This window comes from Microbacterium sp. ISL-103 (genome assembly GCF_018613995.1).
Classification (GTDB): Bacteria; Actinomycetota; Actinomycetes; order Actinomycetales; family Microbacteriaceae; genus Microbacterium.
In genome coordinates this window covers 1-3,394 of the sequence record NZ_JAGGPD010000463.1, presented here as the reverse complement: position 1 = coordinate 3,394, position 3,394 = coordinate 1, and the positions used below count along the sequence as shown (strand labels likewise).

The 3,394-nt window shown below is 70.5% G+C and carries 5 protein-coding genes; 3 read left to right on the top strand and 2 right to left on the bottom strand.

Features of this window, described 5'->3' with window-relative positions; all coding sequences use genetic code 11:
- Positions 1–982 (top strand): D-alanine--D-alanine ligase family protein (locus tag J7E68_RS15925; RefSeq protein ID WP_215174215.1); only part of this gene is annotated, 982 nt, incomplete at its 5' end.
- Positions 983–1,014: 32 nt separating this feature from the next.
- Here J7E68_RS15925 and J7E68_RS15920 read toward each other — a convergent pair.
- A complete protein-coding gene (locus J7E68_RS15920) occupies positions 1,015–1,533 on the bottom strand; it encodes a DUF3515 family protein (protein ID WP_215174213.1) in 519 nt (172 codons plus the stop codon).
- A 23-nt stretch (positions 1,534–1,556) separates the two neighbouring features.
- Between J7E68_RS15920 and thiL the strand changes: the two genes are divergently transcribed.
- Positions 1,557–2,552 (top strand): thiamine-phosphate kinase, encoded by a 996-nt coding sequence (gene thiL, locus J7E68_RS15915; RefSeq protein ID WP_215174211.1) that lies wholly within the window; start codon positions 1,557–1,559, stop codon positions 2,550–2,552.
- Here the strand turns inward: thiL and rsmD are convergent.
- Complete coding sequence (gene rsmD, locus J7E68_RS15910; RefSeq protein ID WP_215174209.1) at positions 2,522–3,124, bottom strand: 16S rRNA (guanine(966)-N(2))-methyltransferase RsmD; 603 nt, start codon at positions 3,122–3,124, stop codon at positions 2,522–2,524. The genes thiL and rsmD overlap by 31 nt on opposite strands.
- 61 nt (positions 3,125–3,185) lie before the next feature.
- Between rsmD and J7E68_RS15905 the strand changes: the two genes are divergently transcribed.
- Positions 3,186–3,394 (top strand): hypothetical protein (locus J7E68_RS15905; protein ID WP_215174207.1); only part of this gene is annotated, 209 nt, incomplete at its 3' end.

Here is a 3,394-nt window from a genome sequence, read left to right as displayed (position 1 = left end):
CCGCTATCGGGTGATCCCCGTCGGGATCACCCGCGAGGGTGCGTTCGTCCTCGAAGACGACGATCCCGCGAAGTTCCCGCTGGATGCCGCGCATCTTCCCGAGGTCGCCGACAACGGCACCCGCGTGCTGTGGCCGGAGCCGGGCGGGGACCGCACGCTGCGCGTCGTGCGCCCGGACGGCACCACCGAGGGGTTCGGCGAGATCGACATCGTGCTGCCGATCCTGCACGGCACGCATGGCGAAGACGGAACGATCCAGGGGTACTTCGACACCCTCGAGGTTCCGTATGCCGGCGGCGGAGTGCTCGACTCGGCGCTCTGCATGGACAAGCACTTCATGAAGATCGCGCTGCGCGCCGCCGGCATCTCCGTCGCGCCCGGGATCACGGTCCGCGCACGACAGTGGCAGCAGGATGCAGCCTCCGTGCGCGCCTCGGCGGCCGAACTCGGCCTGCCCCTGTTCGTCAAGCCCGCACGGGCTGGTTCGAGCGTCGGCGTCTCGAAGGTCGAGCGCGCCGAGGATCTCGACGCCGCACTCGCGATCGCCTTCGCCGAAGACGACAAGGTCCTCATCGAGATCGGCGTGGTCGGTCGCGAGATCGAGGTCGCCGTGCTCGAGGGCGCCGACGGCGTCCGAGCTTCCCTCCCGGGCGAGATCGTGCTGACATCGCGCGGCTTCTACGACTTCGAGGGCAAGTACCTCGGAGGCGACGGTGTCGACGTCGTGTGCCCTGCGCAGCTCGAGGAGCACGAGGTCGCGGCCATCCAGGACGCGGGGATCCGTGCCTTCGAGGCTGTCGACGGGCGCGGCCTCGCCCGGGTCGACATGTTCCTCACCGATTCGGGTGAGCTCATCGTGAACGAGCTGAACACCATGCCGGGCTTCACCCCGATCTCGATGTTCCCGAAGTGCTGGGTCGCATCGGGCCTCAGCTATGGCGACCTGATCTCCGAGCTGATCGAAGCGGGCCTGCGCCGCTGATCGGGTGTCGTCGCGGAGCGCCGGGGAGGGACTCAGCCCTCGGCTGAATCCGCGTCCGGCGCCTCGGTCGCGGGCACACGATCGGTGCAGTGCGCGGTGGCCTGAGCGAGGCCTGACTGGATGTTCGTCGACAGGCTCTCGACCACCGTGCGGAAGTCGATCTCCTCGCCACGGCGGATGACCACCTCGATCGCGGGGTCGCGACCGTAGGTCACCAGACGCTGACGCTCCTCCTCCTGGTCGAGCACGAGCCAATCGACGCCGCCGATGGTCGTGCACACCTCGGTCGAGGGCGCGGGGGGCTCGACCCCGCATCGGAGCACGACCGTCGGATCGCCCCAGGCGCCGGTCGCCTGCGCGTCCGTCCAGACTCGGTCGAGATCGCCCACCGCATCGGGAAGGAGCACGGAGACCTGCGCGCAAGCCGGGTCGTTCGCATCGTCAGCCGGGTCGAGATGGACGGTCGTCGAGCAACCGGCAAGGCTCGTGGCGAGCCCGGTCGCGAGGATCAGGGCTCCCGCGCAGGCGGCGAGACGACGAGAGCGGAGCATGCTTCCAGGCTACCTTTGACTGCATGCCCTCCCGACCTCTCGACGATGATCCGCAGCTCGGCGACCTCTCGGAGGGAGAGATCCTCCGGGCGATCCTCGCGCGGACCGCGCGGGCCACGCACACCCTCATCGGACCGGGCGACGACGCCGCGGTCATCGCGACCCCGTCCGGTTCGGTCGTCGCCACGACCGACACCCTCGTGCACGGTCCGGACTTCCGGCTCGCCTGGTCGTCGGGCTATGACCTCGGCTGGAAGGCCGCGGCCGTCAATCTCGCCGACATCGCGGCGATGGGGGCGCGTCCGACCGGGCTCCTCGTCGCTCTCGCCGTTCCCCGTGACCTGCGTCTGTCGTTCGTCGAGCGCCTCGCCGACGGCTTCCGTGAGGCGTGCACCGCCCTTGCGCCGGGCTGCGCGGTGGTCGGCGGAGACCTGACCGTGTCCGACGTGCTCACCGTCGCGGTGACGGCGCTGGGTGATCTCGAAGGGCGAGAGCCGGTCACCCGTGGCGGCGCACGTGTGGGCGACGTCGTCGCGGTCGCCGGCGAACTCGGACACGCGTCTCACGGGCTCTCGGTGCTCTTCGGGCGCTTTCGCGACGGCGATACCCCCGTTCCCGTCGATCGTTCACGGCTCGGCGTGGGCGAGGCCGCGGCCATCGACGCGCAGCTGCGCCCGTCGCCGCCGATCGGGCTCGGTCCCGTCGCGGCGACGGCGGGCGCCACGGCGATGATGGATGTGTCGGACGGGCTCGCGCTCGATGCGCGACGCATGGCGGGGGCATCGGAGGTCACGATCGCTCTCGACGGCGCAGCGCTCGGGGAGGACCCCCGACGAGCGCTGGCCGGCGGTGAGGATCACGCTCTGCTGGCGACCTTCGCCCCAGGGATCCTGCCGCCGGGGTTCCGGATCATCGGCTCGGTGATCGCCCGCGGAGCGGACGATCTGCTCGTGGACGGTCACCCGGCCGACGTTGCGGGGTGGGATCCCTATCGGGACTGGGACTCGTCCGCAGGCTGAATCCGGTCCTGCGGGGGAGCAGCCTCCGCCCACCACAGCGTCGTGTCGCCGTAGCTCTTCTCGCGGATGAGAGCGAGGCCCGCGGCTGCGAGGTCCGGCGGTGTCGATCGCCGAGCACGTTCCACGATGACGAGGGCATCGGGCGCGAGGAGCGGTGCGAGGCCGACGAGGTCCGCGGTCATCGTGTCATCGTCGAGATCGTAGGGCGGGTCGGAGAACACGAGATCGTACGGGCCGAGGGCGCGCTGCAGGAACGCCCGCACCGGACTCTGATGCACTCGCGCCGTGGGCAGGCCGGCCTTCGCGACAGTGATCGCGTTGCGGCGCACGACTGCCGCCGCCTCCCGCCCCTGCTCGACGAGGTCTGCGGCGATCGCTCCGCGGCTCAGCGTCTCGAGCCCGAGTGCGCCGGATCCCGCATAGAGGTCGAGCACTCGAGCGCCCTCGATCGCGTGGGCGGCGTCCAGCGCCCCGAAGAGCGACTCCCGCACCCGGTCGCTGGTCGGTCGTGTTCCCGCGTGCGGCACGTCGAGCCGTGCGCCGCGTGCCTTTCCGGCGATGATCCTCGTCACCCGTTCACGATACGACAGCTGCGTCGTCCGCCGTGTCGGTGCGGCCTTCTAGACTCGGATCATGTCGCTCACGCTGGATTCGCCGCTCGAGGAGGCGCTCGGAGGCACCCCGGCGAAGTCCCTCGATCGCGCATTCGGAATGAAGACGGTCGGCGACCTCGTCTCGCACTATCCGAGGCGCTATGCCGACCCGGGTGAGCTGACCCCGATCCGCGAGCTCCCGATCGGCGAGACGGTGACCATCGTCGCCGAGGTGCTGTCGTCGAGCGC

What these genes read in the sequence shown, in the direction of transcription:
- J7E68_RS15920 (WP_215174213.1), bottom strand. Translation starts at nt 1,533, where the DNA reads ATGCTCCGCTCTCGTCGTCTCGCCGCCTGCGCGGGAGCCCTGATCCTC.
- thiL (WP_215174211.1), top strand. Translation starts at nt 1,557, where the DNA reads ATGCCCTCCCGACCTCTCGACGATGATCCGCAGCTCGGCGACCTCTCG.